18 protein-coding genes and 1 pseudogene are annotated in these 17,312 nt (G+C 70.4%); 15 read left to right on the forward strand and 4 right to left on the reverse strand.

The features are described 5' to 3' along the window. Both ACFYO8_RS03460 and ACFYO8_RS03465 read right to left on the reverse strand, forming a co-directional pair. Positions 1–179: pseudogene (locus tag ACFYO8_RS03460) on the reverse strand (ABC transporter ATP-binding protein); the annotation flags it as partial. Between the two features lie 189 nt (positions 180–368). Next, positions 369–1,994, reverse strand: a complete 1,626-nt coding sequence (locus tag ACFYO8_RS03465) for a hypothetical protein (protein WP_355047485.1) — start codon at positions 1,992–1,994, stop codon at positions 369–371. A 139-nt stretch (positions 1,995–2,133) separates the two neighbouring features. On the opposite strand from ACFYO8_RS03465, the gene ACFYO8_RS03470 reads away from it, so the two are divergent. The 5 genes from ACFYO8_RS03470 to ACFYO8_RS03490 all read left to right on the forward strand — a co-directional run bounded on the left by ACFYO8_RS03470 (position 2,134) and on the right by ACFYO8_RS03490 (position 9,163). Beyond that, positions 2,134–3,570, forward strand: a complete 1,437-nt coding sequence (locus ACFYO8_RS03470; protein WP_354870782.1) for a TldD/PmbA family protein — start codon at positions 2,134–2,136, stop codon at positions 3,568–3,570. A gap of 76 nt (positions 3,571–3,646) precedes the next feature. Next, on the forward strand, positions 3,647–5,056 hold the full coding sequence (locus ACFYO8_RS03475; protein ID WP_387256784.1) for a metallopeptidase TldD-related protein: 1,410 nt from the start codon (positions 3,647–3,649) through the stop codon (positions 5,054–5,056). Between the two features lie 224 nt (positions 5,057–5,280). Continuing rightward, on the forward strand, positions 5,281–6,102 hold the full coding sequence (locus tag ACFYO8_RS03480; protein ID WP_354870777.1) for a hypothetical protein: 822 nt from the start codon (positions 5,281–5,283) through the stop codon (positions 6,100–6,102). 10 nt (positions 6,103–6,112) lie between these two features. Continuing rightward, positions 6,113–8,023, forward strand: coding sequence for a fumarate reductase/succinate dehydrogenase flavoprotein subunit (locus ACFYO8_RS03485; RefSeq protein ID WP_354870775.1), 1,911 nt, complete (start codon positions 6,113–6,115; stop codon positions 8,021–8,023). 3 nt (positions 8,024–8,026) lie between these two features. Then, positions 8,027–9,163: a succinate dehydrogenase/fumarate reductase iron-sulfur subunit gene (locus ACFYO8_RS03490; RefSeq protein WP_354870773.1), complete on the forward strand. Its 1,137-nt coding sequence runs from the start codon at positions 8,027–8,029 to the stop codon at positions 9,161–9,163. 150 nt (positions 9,164–9,313) lie between these two features. Here the strand turns inward: ACFYO8_RS03490 and ACFYO8_RS03495 are convergent, their stop codons facing one another. Next, a complete protein-coding gene (locus ACFYO8_RS03495; protein ID WP_354870771.1) occupies positions 9,314–9,754 on the reverse strand; it encodes a (deoxy)nucleoside triphosphate pyrophosphohydrolase in 441 nt (146 codons plus the stop codon). A 184-nt stretch (positions 9,755–9,938) separates the two neighbouring features. Here ACFYO8_RS03495 and ACFYO8_RS03500 point away from each other — a divergent pair, with 184 nt between their 5' ends. The 9 genes from ACFYO8_RS03500 to ACFYO8_RS03540 all read left to right on the forward strand — a co-directional run bounded on the left by ACFYO8_RS03500 (position 9,939) and on the right by ACFYO8_RS03540 (position 15,532). Beyond that, positions 9,939–10,247 carry a 4a-hydroxytetrahydrobiopterin dehydratase gene (locus ACFYO8_RS03500; RefSeq protein WP_354870768.1) on the forward strand — a complete coding sequence of 103 codons (309 nt, stop codon included), beginning with the start codon at positions 9,939–9,941 and terminating at the stop codon, positions 10,245–10,247. Between the two features lie 125 nt (positions 10,248–10,372). Further along, positions 10,373–10,705: a hypothetical protein gene (locus ACFYO8_RS03505; protein WP_354870765.1), complete on the forward strand. Its 333-nt coding sequence runs from the start codon at positions 10,373–10,375 to the stop codon at positions 10,703–10,705. A 93-nt stretch (positions 10,706–10,798) separates the two neighbouring features. Next, complete coding sequence (locus tag ACFYO8_RS03510) at positions 10,799–11,161, forward strand: PH domain-containing protein (protein WP_354870762.1); 363 nt, start codon at positions 10,799–10,801, stop codon at positions 11,159–11,161. A gap of 13 nt (positions 11,162–11,174) precedes the next feature. Continuing rightward, positions 11,175–11,888, forward strand: coding sequence for an ElyC/SanA/YdcF family protein (locus tag ACFYO8_RS03515; RefSeq protein WP_354870760.1), 714 nt, complete (start codon positions 11,175–11,177; stop codon positions 11,886–11,888). A 206-nt stretch (positions 11,889–12,094) separates the two neighbouring features. Beyond that, positions 12,095–12,826 carry a class I SAM-dependent methyltransferase gene (locus ACFYO8_RS03520; protein WP_355094954.1) on the forward strand — a complete coding sequence of 244 codons (732 nt, stop codon included), beginning with the start codon at positions 12,095–12,097 and terminating at the stop codon, positions 12,824–12,826. Between the two features lie 99 nt (positions 12,827–12,925). Then, complete coding sequence (locus ACFYO8_RS03525; protein ID WP_355094956.1) at positions 12,926–13,417, forward strand: N-acetyltransferase family protein; 492 nt, start codon at positions 12,926–12,928, stop codon at positions 13,415–13,417. A 188-nt stretch (positions 13,418–13,605) separates the two neighbouring features. Next, a complete protein-coding gene (locus ACFYO8_RS03530; protein WP_354870754.1) occupies positions 13,606–13,965 on the forward strand; it encodes a GntR family transcriptional regulator in 360 nt (119 codons plus the stop codon). After that, on the forward strand, positions 13,962–14,840 hold the full coding sequence (locus tag ACFYO8_RS03535) for an ABC transporter ATP-binding protein (protein ID WP_355094958.1): 879 nt from the start codon (positions 13,962–13,964) through the stop codon (positions 14,838–14,840). The genes ACFYO8_RS03530 and ACFYO8_RS03535 overlap by 4 nt, the downstream gene beginning before the upstream one ends. Beyond that, the gene (locus ACFYO8_RS03540; RefSeq protein WP_354870749.1) at positions 14,837–15,532 is read left to right on the forward strand and encodes an ABC transporter permease; all 696 of its coding nucleotides are present in this window, start codon (positions 14,837–14,839) and stop codon (positions 15,530–15,532) included. The genes ACFYO8_RS03535 and ACFYO8_RS03540 overlap by 4 nt, the downstream gene beginning before the upstream one ends. A gap of 145 nt (positions 15,533–15,677) precedes the next feature. Here ACFYO8_RS03540 and ACFYO8_RS03545 read toward each other — a convergent pair whose 3' ends face one another. Next, the gene (locus tag ACFYO8_RS03545; RefSeq protein ID WP_354870747.1) at positions 15,678–16,292 is read right to left on the reverse strand and encodes a TetR family transcriptional regulator; all 615 of its coding nucleotides are present in this window, start codon (positions 16,290–16,292) and stop codon (positions 15,678–15,680) included. A 63-nt stretch (positions 16,293–16,355) separates the two neighbouring features. Between ACFYO8_RS03545 and ACFYO8_RS03550 the strand changes: the two genes are divergently transcribed. After that, a complete protein-coding gene (locus tag ACFYO8_RS03550) occupies positions 16,356–17,291 on the forward strand; it encodes an NAD(P)H-binding protein (protein ID WP_355094960.1) in 936 nt (311 codons plus the stop codon). The last annotated feature ends 21 nt before the right edge of the window (positions 17,292–17,312 follow it).

A 17,312-nucleotide genomic window follows, 5' to 3' on the forward strand; every position in this document is an offset into this window, starting at 1 on the left:
AACGTGCGACCCCGCTCGACCGCGAACGACACACCGTCCACAGCCCGCACCACACCGTCCTCGGTGTCGAACCGCACCCGCAGATCCCTGACCTGGAGATAGGGCCCGTCGCCGGAGCGCTGCTCCGGCACCTCCGGGCGGTCCGGCTCCCCAGACGGCACCGCCTCCGACCTGCCCATTGACCGCCTCCCCTTCGGTGATGAAGAGAACCTACAGGAAATCACCGAAGGTGAAAATAAGCTACAAAGAGCGAGCTGTCAGCGGCCGGAGTGTAACGACATGGTTTCCGATCAGCCGATCCTGCCGCAGATCCGCCCTCACCGCACGCGCTCCCGGTGGGCGGCTCGGCCCGCCCACCGGGAGACACATCAGCCTTCGGTGACGGTGAGGACCACCGGGCCACCGGGCAGCGTGCGACTGTCGGAGCGATCCGGCATGTTCCAGGTGGTGCTGGCCCGGGCGGCGTCGCTCAGCGCGAATCCCACCGTGTACCTCCCCGGGGACAACCCCTGCCACGGAAGGTAGAGCCAGGTGGTCACCGTCCCGTCGGGCGCCTGACTTGTGCCCCCGAAGGACTGGGACACCACGTCGCCGTCGGCGTCGTACAGGTGGACGTCCACGCCGTTGATGGGTGCGACCTGCACCTCGGCGTCGATGGTGAGCTTGACCGAGGCCTGTCCCACCTCGCTCGACGGCACCGAGGACGGGTCGAGAGTGGCGCTCCGCGCCATCGGCGGGTTGGTGCTCGGCACCCGGGTGATGGTCAACCCCGGATCCGGCGCGCGGTACATGCTCCCGTACAGCGCCACGTTGCCCGCGCCGTCGACCACCGCCAGGCCCTCGACCACGCACTTCTCGGTCTGCTGGTACACCATGACCCGCACCGCCACGCGGCCGTCCGCCCCGGCGGTGGGCAGGCCGTACTGCTGGCAGCCGCCGACGAGGTCGAGCTGAATGGTCGAGAGCCCCTTCCGCGCGTCGGTCACGACCATGCTGACATCGGTCATCACCGAGTCACGCCAGTTGTCCACCGGGTTCGGGCTCACCGCGAAGTCGCTCGCCCGTAGCGTGGAGTTCGTCGTGGTGGTGACGGACGGCGCGGTCGGATTCTTGTAGGTGGTCGTCCCGCCGGCATTGTTCCGGAGCACCAGGGCCGCCACCCGCCAGTTGCCGGTGGCCGTGTCGGAGGGCAACGCCACGTCGACAGCGCACGTCATGGAGACGCCGTCCTGCTGACCGCTGCTGACCCGGCCGCACCGCAGACCCGTGCTGTACTCCTCACGTTCCCAGGTGAAGGCCGTGGTGATGCTCGCGCCGCCCGGACCGGCCAGCCGGATCGTGCCCTTCCAGAAGCCGGACTGCCAGTCCTGCACCGTGAAGTCGTAGGCCACCGTCGCCGGACCGTTGCCCAGATAGAGGTAGGGACGGCGCAGGAGCCAGTTCAACGAGATCGAGTCGGCGCTCGGCCCGGACGAGTCGATCAGCGTCCGGGCCGTGAACTGGTAGCCGAAGGCCTGGAGGCGGGTTCCGGAGACCGTGGCCGTGGTGCCCCGGTAACCGATGGTGACCTTGGTGACCTCCCACAGGGCGGTGTCCGCGTCGGAGAAGCGCCGGACCGGGAGGTCGAAGGAGTAGGTGGACCTCTGCGGCGTTCCCGATTCGTACACGCCGTCGCCGCAGCAGGTCTCCTGGTACGCGTAGCGCGCGACCCAGTCGTGGCCGACCAGTTCGCCGGTGACCGTGCTACGCATGCGCATCGTGACCGTACCGAAGACGAAGTCGGCGGCGGGATCGGAGTTGGTGACCGTCCAGGTCAGCTTGTTGGCGGCGTAGTCACCCGTCGCGTCCACCGTGGTCTCGGCGAACGCGAGGGCGGCGAGCCCGAGTCGCGGGGCCGCGGCGTGGGCGGCAGTGGCGCCGAACATGGTCGCGGCAACCATGACGACGAGCGTCAACGCACCGCGGAGTAGTCGGTGCGCGGAAGTGGCAGACATGGGGATTTCTTATCAGCGTTGACCGATTCCGGTTGCCCCGCGACCGCCCTGACCGGCGTCGATTTCGAGACAGGCGGCCGCACCGCCGGATGACCTCGTCCCCTGACGGATGTCGGTGCGCTCGCCTAGGGTCGAACGCATGAGCGAGTTCGACGCGGCGACCGCCGCCGTCCAGGCCGCCCTCGACGCGGGCGCCCGCTACGCCGACGCCCGGGTCATGCACCGCCGCTACGAGTCGATGTCGGCACGCAACGGCGACATCGAGGAGCTGAGCCAGGACGAGAGCATCGGGCTGGGCGTCCGCGCGCTCGTCGGGTCGGGTTGGGGCTTCCACGCCGTACCCGATCTGTCCGACGCGGCGGCCCGCGACGCCGGCCGGCGTGCCGCGGCGATCGCCACCGCGAGCGCCCGGGTTCCCGGGCCGCCGATCGACCTGGTGCCGGTCGAGGCGACGGTGGCGAGCTGGGCCTCGGACTGCGTTGTCGACCCGCTCGGGGTGCCGCTGTCGGACAAGGGCGACCTGCTGGTCCGGGCCACCGCCACGATGCGCGAGCACGGCGCCGACCTGGGCGAAGGGCTCTATCAGATCTGGGACACCTCGAAGTGGTTCGTCTCCAGCGAGGGTCACCGCATCGACCAGCGCATCCGTGAGTGCGGCGGCGGGATCTCGGCCACCTCGATCGGTGCCGGCGAGACCCAACGCCGGTCCTACCCGAGCTACCGGGGGCAGTACGGCACCACCGGCTGGGAGCTGGTCACCTCGCTGGACCTGGCCGCGCACGCCGCCCGGATCGCCGAGGAGTCCCGCGAGCTGCTCAGCGCGCCGCTCTGCCCGAGCGGCGAGACCGACCTGATCCTCGGCGGCGAGCAGCTCGCGCTTCAGATCCACGAGTCGGTCGGGCACGCCATCGAGCTGGACCGCATCCTCGGCTGGGAGGCGGCGTTCGCCGGCACGTCCTGGCTAGACCTGGCCCGGCTCGGCTCGCTGCGTTACGGCTCGGAGCTGATGAACGTGACGATCGACCCGACCATCCCGGGCGCGCTCGGCAGCTTCGGCTACGACGACGAGGGCTCACCGGCGGTCGCCCGCGACGCGGTGCGCGACGGGCGGTGGGTCGGGGTGCTCGCCGGGCGGGACTCGGCCGCCGTCGCCGGCGTTGACTACGGCGGCAGCGTACGGGCGGACGGCTGGGCCCGGCTGCCGATGGTGCGGATGACGAACGTGGGCCTGGAACCGGGCCCGCACACGCTCGACGAGATCATCGCGGCCACCGACGACGGGGTGCTGATGGACGTCAACCGGTCCTGGTCGATCGACGACAAGCGGCTCAACTTCCAGTTCGGCTGCGAGATCGGCTGGGAGGTGAAGAAGGGCCGCCGGGGGCGGATGCTGCGCAACCCGACCTACACCGGCATCGGGCCGGTCTTCTGGCGCTCGATGGACATGCTCTCCTCGGAGACCGTCGCCTGGGGCACGCCCAACTGCGGGAAGGGGCAGCCCGGCCAGATCGGGCACACCGGCCACCCGGCCGCGCCGGCCCGGTTCCGCGGCGTCCGGGTGGGGGTGCGGGCATGAGCGAGCGCAGCGAGCGAATCAGCAGGCTCAGGGCGACGGTGCCTCATGACGGCACGGAGCGAAGCGGAGTGCCGGCATGAGCGCCGAGTTGGAGATCGCCGTCGGGGTGGTGGACCTGGTCCGGCACACGGCCGGTCCGTCCGCCGAGGCCGAGGTGCTGGTGACCCGAACCGATCTGGCGCTGACCCGGTTCGCCAACTCGTTCATCCACCAGAACGTGGCCGAGACCGGCGTCGCCGTACACCTGCGGTTGCACGTGGACGGGCGGACCGCGACCGGCAGCGGCAGCCGGGTCGACGCGGACGGGCTGGCCGCGCTCGTCGAGCGGGCCCGGGCCGCGACCCGGCTCGCGCCGCCCGACCCGGCCTGGCCGGGACTCACCCCGCCGACGCCGGTGCCGTCCGGTCCGGCCGTCGACGAGGCCACCGCGTTCGCCGCGCCCGACGAGCGGGCCGAGCGGGTACGCGCGTTCGTGGACGCGGTCGAGGGACTGGAGGCGGCCGGCTACTGCCGCACCGCGTACCGGTCGGGGGCGTTCGCCAACTCCGCCGGGCACACGGCGACCGGCCGGGCGGCCGAGGCGGCGATGGACGGCATCGCCCGGGCCGGCGGCGCGGACGGGGTGGCTCGGCTCTGCGCCGACCGGCTGGCCGGCCTCGACGGCACGGCGCTCGGCGCCAGCGCGGCGGCGAAGGCGCGCGCCGCGGCCGACCCGGTCGAGCTGCCGCCCGGGCACTACGAGGTGGTGCTCGAACCGGCGGCCGTCGCCGACCTGCTGCAGAACCTGGCCTGGTACGGCTTCAACGGCAAGCGGTACGCCGAGCGGCAGTCCTTCGCCGAGCCGGGCACCGCCCAGTTCGACCCGGCGGTGACGCTGGTGGACGACCCGCTGCGCGCCGGCACGCTGCCGTTCGACCTGGAGGGCACGCCCCGGCGGGCGTTGCCGCTGGTCGAGGGGGGCACCACCGGGGCGGTGGCGTACGACAGGCGCGCCGGCGCGGCGGCGGGCGCCGGGTCCACCGGCCACGGTATGCCGGGCAGCGCGACCTTCGGGCCGATCCCGCACAACATCCGCCTGTCGGCGGACCCGCGCGTCGCCGATGCGGGCGTGACCGTCGCGGACGGCCCTTTGAGCGCGGGCGTGACCGGGGCGGTGGGCGACCCGGACACCGCCGCACTGGTGGCCGGGATGCGACGCGGGCTGCTGGTGAGCGACTTCTGGTACACCCGCGTACTGGACCCGAAGCAACTTGTGGTCACCGGGTTGACCCGCAACGGGGTGTGGCTGGTCGAGGACGGCGTGCCGACCCGCGCGGTACGCGACTTCCGGTTCACCGAGTCGTACCCCCGGGCGCTGGGGCCGGGCCGGGTGCTCGGCCTGGGCCGGACGGCGGTGCGCCAGCCGGGCCGCGTCGACGGCTCCTGGTACGAGGCGCCGACGCTGCGGCTGTCCTCCTGGCACTTCACCGGCGGCGCGTCCGGGTGACGCCGCGCCTCCGGGCGTGCCAGGGCACCGGTCGGCGCACCGTTCGACCCACCGTCACATTGATCATGAACTGACTCTTTCCAAGCTGCGGGACACACGGGACACTGCGTTGCGCGGCCGGGCCGTGAAGATCGGCGTAACGTGTGTCACCTAGCCGCACCGGTTCGCCGGTGTGGCCTCGCGCGTGCGCAGGACGTGACAGTGACGTCAGGGAGATGACTCGAATGACAACTACGTCGGCCAGGACGCCGAGACCGCAGCCGCGGGGAGGGCGGGCACGCGCCGCCATCGCGGCGAAGACGTTGCGGACCGACAGATGGTGGCTCGCCCCGCTGATCACAGTGGTGGGGCTCAGCGCGTGGGTCATCTACGCGACGGTCCGGGTCTTCATGCACAAGTGGTACTGGGTGGAGCAGTACCACTACCTGACGCCGTTCTACTCCCCCTGCGTCACCGACCGCTGTGTCGAGGGCTCCTCGCACTTCGGCTCGTTCCTGCCCGGCTGGTGGATCATCCCGGACGCGGCGCTCACCCTGCCGTTCCTGTTGCTGTTCCGGCTGACCTGCTACTACTACCGCAAGGCGTACTACCGGTCGTTCTGGCTGTCGCCGCCGGCCTGCGCCGTGCCCGACGGGCACCAGTCGTACAGCGGCGAGACGCGGTTCCCGCTGCTCGGGCAGAACCTGCACCGCTACTTCTTCTACGCCGCCGCGATCATCTCGCTGATCAACACCTGGGACGCGATCCTGGCCTTCCACTCCCCCGAGGGCTTCGGCTTCGGCCTGGGCAACATCATCCTGATCGGCAACGTGGTGATGCTGTGGGCGTACACGATCTCCTGCCACTCCTGCCGACACATCATCGGCGGGCGGCTCAAGCACTTCTCGAAGCACCCGATGCGCTACAAGGCGTGGACCGGGGTGTCCTGGTTGAACGTCCGGCACATGCAGCTCGCCTGGATCACCCTGGGCACCCTGGCGTTCACCGACTTCTACGTGATGGCGCTGGCCGCCGGCTGGTTCAGCGACCTGCGGTTCATCAACTGAGAGCCTGGACATGACTGAGACGCGAATCGAACGACACCACTACGACGTCGTCGTGATCGGGGCCGGTGGCGCCGGCCTGCGCGCGGCGATCGAGGCCCGGCTGGCCGGCAAGAAGACCGCGATCATCTCGAAGTCGCTGTTCGGCAAGGCGCACACGGTGATGGCCGAGGGCGGCGCCGCTGCCGCCATGGGCAACGTGAACTCGCGCGACAACTGGCAGGTGCACTTCCGGGACACCATGCGCGGCGGCAAGTTCCTCAACAACTTCCGGATGGCCGAGCTGCACGCCAAGGAGGCGCCGCAGCGGATCTGGGAGCTGGAGACGTACGGCGCGCTGTTCGACCGCACCAAGGACGGGAAGATCTCGCAGCGCAACTTCGGCGGCCACGAGTACCCGCGCCTGGCACACGTCGGCGACCGGACCGGCCTGGAACTGATCCGTACGCTCCAGCAGAAGATCGTCTCGCTCCAGCAGGAGGACAAGCAGGAGTTCGGCAGCTACGACGCGCGGATCCGGGTCTTCTCCGAGACCACGATCACCGAGCTGCTGCTCGACGGCGACCGGATCGCTGGCGCGTTCGGCTACTACCGCGAGTCCGGCGAGTTCATCCTCTTCGAGGCGCCCGCGGTGGTGCTGGCCACCGGCGGTGTCGGACGGTCCTACAAGGTCACCTCGAACTCGTGGGAGTACACCGGCGACGGCCACGCGCTGGCGCTGCGCGCCGGGGCCACGCTGATCAACATGGAGTTCCTCCAGTTCCACCCGACCGGCATGGTCTGGCCGCCTTCGGTGAAGGGCATCCTGGTCACCGAGTCGGTACGCGGCGACGGCGGGGTGCTGAAGAACTCCGAGGGCAAGCGGTTCATGTTCGACTACGTCCCGGACGTGTTCCGCAAGCAGTACGCGGAGACCGAGGAGGAGGCGGACCGCTGGTACACCGACCCGGACAACAACCGGCGTCCGCCGGAGCTGCTGCCCCGCGACGAGGTCGCCCGCGCGATCAACAGCGAGGTCAAGGAGGGCCGGGGTACGCCGGCCGGCGGCGTCTACCTGGACATCGCCTCCCGTAAGTCGGCCGAGGAGATCCGCCGCCGCCTGCCGTCGATGTACCACCAGTTCAAGGAGCTGGCCGACGTCGACATCACCAAGGAGCCGATGGAGGTCGGCCCGACCTGTCACTACGTGATGGGCGGCGTCGAGGTGGACCCGGACTCCGGCGCGGCGTACGGCACGGTGCGCGGCCTCTACGCAGCCGGCGAGGTGTCCGGCGGCATGCACGGCTCGAACCGGCTCGGCGGCAACTCCCTGTCCGACCTGCTGGTCTTCGGCAAGCGCGCGGGCGGGCACGCCGCCACGTACACCGACCAGCTCACCGCCCGCCCGGCGGTGTCGGTGGCGGCGGTCGAGGCCGCCGTGGAGACGGCGCTGGCGCCGTTGCAGCGGGACACCGGCGAGAGTCCGTACCAGCTCCAGCAGGACCTCCAAGCGGTGATGGGCGACCTGGTCGGCATCATCCGCCGGGAGAGTGAGCTCGAAGACGCCATGCGCAGGCTGGCCGAGCTGCGGGAGCGGGTGGCGAAGGTGAGCGCGGTCGGGGGCCGGCGCTACAACCCGGGCTGGCACCTGGCGTTGGATCTGCGCAACATGCTCGTGGTCTCGGAGTGCACCGCGATGGCGGCGCTGGAGCGGCAGGAGTCACGCGGCGGGCACACTCGGGAGGACTATCCGGCGATGGACCCGAAGTGGCGGCGGGTCAACCTGGTCTGCTCGCTGGACGGTGACGCGGTCCGGCTCACCGAGAAGCCGCTGCCGAAGATGCGGCCGGAGCTGATCGGGCTGTTCGACCGGGCCGAGCTGGCCAAGTACCTGACCGACGAGGAACTCGCCGAGTTCGACGCCCTCACCGAACAGGAGCGCTGAGGAATGGGAACCGATCCGCAGCAGGCGACCGGCAAGCCGGGCGCGAAACGCCAGTTCCGCATCTGGCGGGGCGACGAGACCGGCGGCGACCTGCAGGACTACACCGTCGAGGTGAACGAGGGCGAGGTGGTCCTCGACGTGATCCACCGGCTCCAGGCCACCGAGGCGCCGGACCTGGCGTGCCGGTGGAACTGCAAGGCCGGCAAGTGCGGCTCCTGCTCCATGGAGATCAACGGCAAGCCGCGGCTGGGCTGCATGACCCGGATGTCGACGTTCGAGGAGTCCGAGACCGTCACTGTCACCCCGCTGCGCACCTTCCCGGTGATCCGGGACCTGGTCACCGACGTCTCGTTCAACTACGAGAAAGCCCGGGAGACCCCGGCGTTCGCGCCGCCGGCCGACGTGGCGCCCGGCGACTACCGGATGCAGCAGGTCGACGTGGAGCGCTCGCAGGAGTTCCGCAAGTGCATCGAGTGCTTCCTGTGCCAGAACGTCTGCCACGTGATCCGTGACCACGACGAGAACAAGCCGGCCTTCTCCGGTCCCCGGTTCTTCATCCGGGCGGCCGAGCTGGACATGCACCCGCTCGACGCCCGTACCGACCGGCGGGAGTACGCGCAGTCGGACATGGGGCTCGGATTCTGCAACATCACCAAGTGCTGCACCGAGGTCTGCCCCGAGCACATCAAGATCACCGACAACGGGATCATCCCCATGAAGGAACGGGTCGTCGACCGCAGGTACGATCCCCTTGTGTGGCTCGGTAACAAGATCTTCCGGAGGGGTCAGGTGCCTCAGACCAGCGCGACCAGCGGGCATTCGAGCGGTACCGGCACGTCCGGAGCGGCGCACGGCGGGGCGCACGCGCACGGCGGCTCCTCGCCCGCCGGGGTGCACTCGCACGCGGGCGGCTCGCACGACAGCGCCGCCGAGCGTCAGGCGCAGCAGGGCGTCAACTGGCACCGCGAGGTGCCACACCCGACCGCCCCGGCGGTGGACGCCAACGGCAGGCTGCCGCTGACCGAACTGACGTTCAACAAGGCCGCCGCGCCGTCGCCGTTCGGCGACGACGTGACGTTCCCCCTGCCACCGGAGCACCTCAACTTCGCTCACCCGCAGCAGGACGAGCCGAAGCACTGAACAGCAGCACGACGATGACGGGGGCCCGCGGCACACGCCGCAGGCCCCCGTCCCGTTTACGCCCGGGCTGTCCGGTGCGACGTCGAGCCCAGCCGGTGGCGTCCGGCCGGCCCGGCTCACCGACGCGGCGGGCACGACGCCCGGCGACGGTCAGGAGGCGTCGAGCAACGGGCGAAGCGCGGCCACGATCGGCACGTCGGCCGGCAGCCAGTCGACGCTGTCCAGCTCGGCTGCGGACAGCCAGCGCAACTCGGCGTGTTCCAGGGCCTTCGGCTCCTCGCCGTGCAGCAGACGGGCAGCGTAGACGCGCAGCACGGACCGGCCGTGCGCCATCCGTACGTCGCGGCCGACACGCGCACCGACCGCCACCCGTACGCCCAACTCCTCGGCGCACTCCCGGGCCAGCGCGTCGGTCTCGGCCTCGCCCGGCTCGACCTTTCCGCCCGGGAACTCCCAGCGCCCCGCCGCCTCGGGGGGCGCGGAGCGCTCACACGCCAGCACCCGGCCACCCTCGATGATCGCCGCCCCGACGACCACCCTCGGCTCCCGCCGGTCGGCCTGCCCGCCTCCGCTAACCCGTTCGGTCCGCACGGACCACCAGCGTGCCAGATCAATCGGCGGTTTGGGTAGCGGCGTCGGCCGTCAGGTCAGCAGAACACGGAAGTGTGGGCGTGGACACACCATCTGAGTGGCGAGAGACTAGAGGGCGTCGACTGGGACACGGGATGGCGACGATTTGGCCACAAGCCGGCAACGACGCCTGGGAGGTGCGGTGATGCGCGTGCTGTTCAGCGGCCGTGCGAAGCACGACTACCTCAGCGACGCACTGGCCCTGCTGACCGGGTGGACCCGGGAGGGCGAACAGATCCGCCGCACCATCGTTCTCGACGACACCCAGCACGCCGCGCTCACCGAGCGGGTGGCGGTGGTGGCCGACGCGCTGCGGCTGCGCCCCGAGATCAGCCGGCGGGCCGATCGTACGCAGATCAGGCTGGGCCACGACGACGGCGAGCCGCTCACCGAGGGCGAGGTCCTGCTGGCGGCACGCATCGAGGACGCGGTCCGGGCCGTCACCGAATCCTGACGTTTCCTCAAAGATCGCTGGAAATTCCGGATTCGGAAAAACCTGTAGGGGTGGGACATCCAGCAACGGGAGGCGCAAGGCTCCCGAAGCAGACGGACTGTGCGATAACCCCATAGGAGCTGACCATGACGACACCCACCGCGGCCACCGACCGGTCCACCGACCACGGGCACACCGGACACGTCGAACGCGACGTGCGGCACCCGCGCCGCCACGGCGAGGAGACCAAGCCGGCATGGAAGACCACCGAGCTGGCCGTCTACGTGCTCGCCGTCATCGGTGTCCTCATCGCCTCGAACGCCGTCGGTGACGGCGCGGCGGACAACGGCGCCGACTACTTCGCCGCCGACAAGGCGTGGTGGTACATCACGCTGCTGACCATCGGTTACCTCGTCAGCCGCGGCCTGGCCAAGGCCGGCAGCCGCAGCCGCGACCACGACCCGCGCGTCGACCACTGACCCCCGGTACACGCTCGTGGCCCCGTCCCGGTGGACGGGGCCACGACCGTTCGGGGCTCCTCCGGGCTGGCGCACCCCGCCTACCCTGGGCGCATGTCTGGCCCCACGTACGACCGCAAGGAACAGTTCCAGCAGGTCCAGAGCGGGCTGCTGCCCGGTGAGCAGATCATCGCCGTCTACGACGCGATCGGCACCGGCACCGGCTTCATCGGCCTGACCGACCGCCGCGTGATCATCCAGGACCGCTCATTCGTCGGCAAGCGGTACGCGATCACCAGCATCCCGTACTCGAAGATCACCAGCGTGAGCGTGGTGAGCAACAAGTCCTGGGGTGGTTCGTTCTTCTCCACCGGGTCGATCGCTGTGCACGTCGGCACGCACACCTACGAGGTCGAGTTCCGGGGCGAGCAGAAGAGCCACCACGTACACAACGTGATCCTGCATCACATCTCCTGACACAATCGCCGCCATGCGAGGGCTGACAGCGCGATGGCGGGTCTTTCGAGACGCTCATCGGCGGGTCGTACGCCTGGTCGGCCGCCTCCTGGTGCTCGCCACCGCCGTCGCGCTGCTGCTTGGCGCCGCGACCGTCGCCAGCGTGACCTGGGTTCGCGACGCGGCAGAGGGCCACCTGTTCGACGCCGCGGGCGTGCCGGAGACGCCGGTGGCCCTGGTGCTGGGCACCAAGGTGGAACCGGACGGCACGCCCGCACCGTTCCTGGCCGGCCGGCTGGAGACCGCCCGGCGGTTGTACGCGAGCGGCAAGGTCAAGGTGCTCCTGCTCTCCGGCGACCACATGGACTGGGACTACGACGAGCCGGACGCGATGCGGCGCTGGCTCGTCGACCGGGGTGTGCCGGCGGAGAAGACGGTGCTGGACCACGCCGGATTCGACACGTACGACTCGTGCGTGCGCGCGTACCGGGTCTTCGGGGTGCGGCAGGCCACAGTGGTCACCCAGTCGTTCCACCTGCCGCGCGCGGTGGCGCTCTGCCGGGCCGCCGGCATCGAGGCCGTCGGCGTCGGCGACGACACCGCCAGGCGATACGCCGGCCAGTGGCGGATCAGCTCCACCCGGGAGTACGGCGCGTGTCTGAAGGCCGCCGCCGACGTCCTCACCGGGCGTGACCCGGTGCACCTCGGCCGCCGGGAGACCGGAGTGGACGACGCGCTGCGGACGTAATCCGGTTGTCCCTCGGCACGGCTGCTGGTCTGCTGGACCCCTCGAAGCCGACCGGAGGGAGCACCGCCATGCCGAACGCTGCGAAGCCCAGCCCACCCGTCGTCCCCTCATCCGAAACGAGGCTTCGTGTTGTCGTACCCCATTCCGGCGCAGGTCACTGACCTCGCGCCGCGTCGCGTCCCCTCCACCCGACGGGCGGGCGCGTGATGTCCGTCTTCGACGATCCCGGCCTGTTCGGCCGGCTCTGGGCCGCCACCTACGACGGTCCCGGCAATCCCGACCCGGCCCCGGCCGTCGACCTCCTCGCCCGGCTGGCCGAGGGCGGCCCGGTGCTCGAACTGGCGATCGGCACCGGCCGGGTGGCCCTGCCACTGGCCGAGCGCGGGCTCGCAGTCGAGGGCGTCGAGGCGTCCCCGGAGATGGTCGCGCACCTGCGCGCCAAGCCGGGCGGCGCGGACATGCCCGTCACCATCGGCGACATGGCGGACGTCCCGGTCCCCGGGCCGTACCGTCTGGTCTTCCTGGTGTTCAACACGCTGTTCAACCTGGTCTCGGAGGAGCGCCAGGCGGCGTGCTTCCGCAACGTCGCCCGGGTGCTCGCGCCCGGCGGGGCGTTCGTCATCGAGGCATTCGTGCCCGACCCGGCGGACTTCGACCGGGACGAGCAGGTCCAGGTGCGGGAGGTGACCGAGGACTCGGCCACCGTCCGCATGCACCGGTACGACCGGGCGGCGCAGACGTTCGTGCGGCAGACCGTCACGTTCGACGCCTCCGGCGTGCACCTGAAGCCGTTCGCGATGCGCTACGCCTGGCCGGAGCAGGTCGACGAGCTGGCGGAGCGGGCCGGGCTGCGGCTCACCGAGCGGTACGCCGACTGGGACCGGTCGCCGTTCGACGCGGACAGCCGTTCGCACATCTCCGTCTACCGGCCCCGGTAGCGGTCGTGCCGGGGGCCGGGGCGTCCCGTCCCGGTCCTCGGCCGGCGCCGATTACGCTGACGCCGCCGGGGTCTGCGCGGTCCCCGGCAGGAGGGGCCGATGACCGTCACCGTCGCCGCGATGGACGACTCGCACGCCGACGCCGTGCTGGAGATCTACCGTCTGGGCATCGCCGAGGGCAACGCCACGTTCGAGACCGAGCCGCCGGACTGGGCGCGGTTCACCGCCGGGCGGCTGCCCGGCCACCGCTGGGTGGCGCTCGACGAGGCCGGCGACGTGCTCGGCTGGGTGGCCTGCTCGGCGGTCTCCGACCGCTGCGTCTACGCCGGGGTGGTCGAGCACTCCGTCTACGTGCACCCGCGCGGGCGCGGGCGCGGCGTCGGCCGGGCGCTGCTGGACGCGCTGATCGCCTCCACCGAGGCGGCCGGGATCTGGACCATCCAGTCCGGCGTCTTCCCGGAGAACACCGCGAGCCTCGCGCTGCACGCGGCGTGCGGCTTCCGGGTCGTCGGCACCCGCGAGCGGGTCGGCCGCCACCACGGCACCTGGCGCGACGTAACCCTCATCGAACGCCGCAGCCCTCGCATCTGACCCTCCCCTTCCCCCTCCCCTCACCCCGGTGATCAAGGAGTTTGTGTCCGCTCTGGGCGGCTGAGGCGACCCGAACTCCTTGATCACGCGGGCGGTTGGGGGCGGCTGCGCGTACCCGAAAGGCACTTGACGCGAGGGCGCGCTGGTGCGATGGTTAGCTACATGAGTAACGAACCAACGGAGCTGGCATGGATGACGGTCGTCCGATCTTCGTCCAGATCGCGGAACTGATCGAGAACTCGATCATCGACGGGACGTACGCGGAGGAGACCCAGGTGCCGTCCACAAACGAGCTGGCGGCGTTCCACCGGATCAATCCGGCGACCGCCGCCAAGGGGATCAACCGCCTGGTCGATGACGGGCTTCTCTACAAACGCCGGGGAATCGGAATGTTCGTGGCAACGGGGGCCAGCGAAACGCTCCGAGAGCGTCGCCGGCACGAGTTCTCTGATCAGTACGTGCGGCCCCTCATCGAGGAGGCCCGCAAATTGGGCATCGGCACCGACGAGCTGAAGAAGCTCATCGAGACATGGGAGGAACAACGATGAGCGTCGTGGCGGCTGCCGGCCTCACGAAGCGGTACGGCGACGTGGCCGCTCTGGACGACGTCACCTTCACGCTGACGGGCAACAAGATCTACGGACTTCTCGGCCGCAACGGCGCCGGCAAGACGACGCTGATGCAACTGATCACCGGCCAGCAGAGCGTCACCAGTGGCGACCTGACGGTCTTCGGCGAGCGGCCGTACGAGAACGAACGGGCGCTGTCGCGCGTGGCCTTCATCAAGGAGAGCCAGACGTACCCGGCCGCCTACCAGGTACGGCACGTCCTGAGCCTGGCGAGGCGGCTGTTCCCGAACTGGGACGAGGACTTCGCGCAGTCCCTCGTGGACGGCTTCGAGCTGCCACGCAAGCGCAACGTCCGCAAGCTGTCCCGAGGCATGACGTCCGCGCTGGGCGTCACGATCGGCCTGGCCGCACGGGCGCCGCTGACCTTCTTCGACGAGCCGTACCTGGGGCTCGACGCCGTCGCCCGGCAGCTCTTCTACGACCGCCTGCTGGCCGACTACGCCGAGAACCCGCGCACCGTCGTGCTCTCCACGCACCTCATCGACGAGGTGGCCGACCTGATCGAGCACGTGGTGCTGCTCGACCACGGCAGGCTGCTGCTCGACTCACCCAGCGACGACCTGCGCGGAGAGGTGATGGAGGCGACCGGCCCCGCCGAGGCAGTGGACGAGTTCGGGACCGCGTACGTGGTGCTGCACCGCGAGCATCTGGGCGGTGCGGCCCGGACGACGCTGCGCGGCTCGTTCGACAACGCCGAACGGCTGCGCGCCAAGAAGCTCGGCATCGACCTGGCGCCCGTATCACTGCAGCAGGCCGTGGTGCGCCTGACGACGGAAAGGACGAACTCCCGATGACTCGCATCCTCGACGTCGCCCGGATGCACACCATCGCCTGGCTCGGCCAGTTGGCCTGGCCGTGGGGCATCATGGCCCTCTCGCTCGGCGTCAACCTGCTGATCTTCGCCTCGATCGGCGAGGCGGCGCCGGGCAAGAACACCACGGGCGGCCTGGCCAGCCTCTACATCGTCTGCTCGATCGTCGCCGCCGCCTCGATCAGCCAGGTGTTCCCGTTCGCGCTCGGCATGGGCGTCACCAGACGTACCTTCTATCTCGCCACCATGCTGGTGAACGTGGTGCAGGCGGTCGTCTACGGCGTCCTGCTCTACCTGCTCAACCTGATCGAGGGTGCCACCGGCGGCTTCGGGATCGAGCTGCGGTTCTTCCGGATCCCGTACATCGACGTCGACAACGGGCTGCTGCAGATCGCCGTCTACGCGGTGCCGTTCCTGTTCCTGAACTTCGTCTCCATCTTCGTCGCCGTCTGGTACGTCCGGTTCGGCATGAACGGCCTCCTCGGCGCCGGCGCGGCCCTGATCCTGGTGACCGGCCTGCTCACCGCGTTGGTCATCTGGCAGGGCTGGTTCGGCGACATCTGGCAGTGGCTGAGCAGCCAGGACCAGGCCAGCCTGCTGGTGGGATGGCCGGCCCTGGTGGCCGTCGTGGCCGCGCTCGGGGGCATGGCGGCCATCCGCCGGGCCAACGCCTGACGGTTGCGCACCACCCGGCCGCCGGTCCGCGAAACGCGGGCCGGCGGTCGTCTGCGCGACGGTTGTCGGCCTGTCGGAGCGGTTGTCCAGGGCCACGAAGAACGGCTTACCGCGCCGGTGAGGACCGCGATGCCGACGTCCGGCCTCAGGAGCCGCCCGTTGCCTGATCCAGTTGGGCGAAGGCCTGGTCTGCGTCGGCGACCGCCTCGGGTTGCACATCGCGTGCGGTCCGCCCGTCGGCGATCTTCTGCCAGTTGGTGCGGGCCAGTACGCGTTGCACCGCGATCAACTGGGCGGCTTGCAGTCGGCCCCGAACACCCGGTGCGATGACGGCGGCCAGTGCGTCCTCATCGTCGAACATGTACTGCAGGAGGCGTCCGGCCAGACTCGGGGTGGTGAACACCAGCCGATGAAAGGCCACCACCTCCGGATGATCATTGAGGCCGGTGACCGGCTCGAAGCGATCGAGACCGGCCCGGAAATGCCGGTGCAGCGCCGTCACCGGGGCGATGTCCGGCTGACGGTCACGGACCACCCGTGCGGCCTCGCCGTTGTGGTCCGCGAAGCGGTGCAGAATCAGGTCTTCCTTGGTGGCGAAGTAGCGGAACAGGGTCGGCTTCGACACCTCGGCCGCCGCGGCGATGTCAGACACCGACACCTGATCGAACCCGCGCGCCAGGACCAGCGAGATCGCCGCATCAGCGATCGCGTCCCGGGTTCGCACCTTCTTGCGGGCGCGCAGCCCGACCGGCTCGGTCACCCTGCCACCGTAACATTTATTACCGGGTTGCTTTTTTTACCCGGTAACGTTTCGATGGGGGTCATGGAACAGACAGACACCCGCCGCCCGTCGGCAACCGGCGACGCTGCCACGACGCCTCGGGGGAGACCACCGATCCTCGTCATCGGGGCGACCGGACGAGTCGGACGCGGCGTGATCAACCTGCTGACCGACGCGGGCGTGCCGGTCAGCGCCCTCGTGCGCCGCGCAGAGTCGGCGGCGACACTGTCCCCCGATGTCGAGATCGTCACCGGCGATCTCACCGCTCCCGAATCGCTCGGCACCGCGCTGCACGCCGTCAGCACGGTCTTCCTCGTCTGGACCGCCCCGCCACAGACCGCGGCGGCCGTCGTCGACCGGCTGGCCACCCACGCACGGCGGGTCGTCTACCTGTCCGCACCACATCGGACCCCGCACCCGTTCTTCCAGCAACCGAACCCGATGGCGAGGCTGCACGCCGAGATCGAGCGGCTCATCGCGGCCACCGGCCTCGACTCGACGATCGTCCGGCCGGGGATGTTCGCGTCGAACGCCCTCCACTGGTGGGCCGCCGCGATCCGTGGCGGCGGCGTGGTCCGGTGGCCCTACGGCGCGGCCGAGACAGCCCCGGTCGACGACCGAGACGTGGCTGCGGTCGTCGCGCGGACCCTGTCCGAGAACGGGCACGCCGGCGGCGATTACGTCCTGACCGGCCCCGAATCACTCACCCAGGCCGAACAGGTGCGCATCATCGGAGACTCGCTGGATCGTCGGATCACGTTCGAGGAACTGTCGCCCGACGAGTTCCGGCGTGAGACCCCAGTGGCCTCGCGCCCGGCCGTGGACATGCTCCTTGCCGCGTGGAACGCAGCGACAGGACGCCCCGCACACGTCACTTCCACGGTATCCGACCTGCTCGGAAGGCCAGCTCGAACGTTCCGCCAGTGGGCCACCGACCACACCACGGCGTTCACCCAGGACTCCGGCCCGACACATTGAGGGTTGACCACCGAACGCAAC

This window comes from Micromonospora sp. NPDC005257 (assembly GCF_042872445.1).
Taxonomy (GTDB): Bacteria; Actinomycetota; Actinomycetes; order Mycobacteriales; family Micromonosporaceae; genus Micromonospora.

Excerpts from the sequence above, each read along its gene's own strand:
- ACFYO8_RS03520 (WP_355094954.1), top strand. The coding sequence starts at position 12,095 with ATGTCCGTCTTCGACGATCCCGGCCTGTTCGGCCGGCTCTGGGCCGCC.
- ACFYO8_RS03510 (WP_354870762.1), top strand. The coding sequence starts at position 10,799 with ATGTCTGGCCCCACGTACGACCGCAAGGAACAGTTCCAGCAGGTCCAG.
- ACFYO8_RS03515 (WP_354870760.1), top strand. The coding sequence starts at position 11,175 with ATGCGAGGGCTGACAGCGCGATGGCGGGTCTTTCGAGACGCTCATCGG.
- ACFYO8_RS03480 (WP_354870777.1), top strand. The coding sequence starts at position 5,281 with ATGACAACTACGTCGGCCAGGACGCCGAGACCGCAGCCGCGGGGAGGG.
- ACFYO8_RS03505 (WP_354870765.1), top strand. The coding sequence starts at position 10,373 with ATGACGACACCCACCGCGGCCACCGACCGGTCCACCGACCACGGGCAC.
- ACFYO8_RS03540 (WP_354870749.1), top strand. The coding sequence starts at position 14,837 with ATGACTCGCATCCTCGACGTCGCCCGGATGCACACCATCGCCTGGCTC.
- ACFYO8_RS03500 (WP_354870768.1), top strand. The coding sequence starts at position 9,939 with ATGCGCGTGCTGTTCAGCGGCCGTGCGAAGCACGACTACCTCAGCGAC.
- ACFYO8_RS03490 (WP_354870773.1), top strand. The coding sequence starts at position 8,027 with ATGGGAACCGATCCGCAGCAGGCGACCGGCAAGCCGGGCGCGAAACGC.
- ACFYO8_RS03465 (WP_355047485.1), bottom strand. The coding sequence starts at position 1,994 with ATGTCTGCCACTTCCGCGCACCGACTACTCCGCGGTGCGTTGACGCTC.
- ACFYO8_RS03550 (WP_355094960.1), top strand. The coding sequence starts at position 16,356 with ATGGAACAGACAGACACCCGCCGCCCGTCGGCAACCGGCGACGCTGCC.
- ACFYO8_RS03535 (WP_355094958.1), top strand. The coding sequence starts at position 13,962 with ATGAGCGTCGTGGCGGCTGCCGGCCTCACGAAGCGGTACGGCGACGTG.
- ACFYO8_RS03530 (WP_354870754.1), top strand. The coding sequence starts at position 13,606 with ATGGATGACGGTCGTCCGATCTTCGTCCAGATCGCGGAACTGATCGAG.
- ACFYO8_RS03475 (WP_387256784.1), top strand. The coding sequence starts at position 3,647 with ATGAGCGCCGAGTTGGAGATCGCCGTCGGGGTGGTGGACCTGGTCCGG.
- ACFYO8_RS03470 (WP_354870782.1), top strand. The coding sequence starts at position 2,134 with ATGAGCGAGTTCGACGCGGCGACCGCCGCCGTCCAGGCCGCCCTCGAC.
- ACFYO8_RS03485 (WP_354870775.1), top strand. The coding sequence starts at position 6,113 with ATGACTGAGACGCGAATCGAACGACACCACTACGACGTCGTCGTGATC.
- ACFYO8_RS03525 (WP_355094956.1), top strand. The coding sequence starts at position 12,926 with ATGACCGTCACCGTCGCCGCGATGGACGACTCGCACGCCGACGCCGTG.